The sequence below is a fragment of the Peptococcaceae bacterium 1198_IL3148 genome, from assembly GCA_036763105.1.
Lineage (GTDB): Bacteria > Bacillota > Desulfotomaculia > Desulfotomaculales > Desulfohalotomaculaceae > JBAIYS01.
On record JBAIYS010000100.1, the window covers coordinates 1 to 203 of the forward strand.

The 203-nt window shown below is 59.6% G+C and carries 1 rRNA gene; it reads right to left on the reverse strand.

The features are described from left to right. Window positions 1–203: ribosomal RNA gene (locus tag V6C27_15030) — 23S ribosomal RNA — on the reverse strand; the annotation flags it as partial.

Below are 203 nucleotides of genomic sequence, written 5' to 3' on the forward strand. Positions count from 1 at the left end.
CAACGCCCTACGGGTTTGGACGCACTTTTCCAGCCGTGCGCTTAGCCTACCCTCCTGCGTCACCCCATCCTTCAAACGGTTGTTGGTGGCATCGGAATTTCTACCGATTGTCCATCGCCTACGCCTTTCGGCCTCGGCTTAGGTCCCGGCTTACTCTGGGCGGACGAGCCTTCCCCAGAAAACCTTGGGTTTTCGGCGGGCAG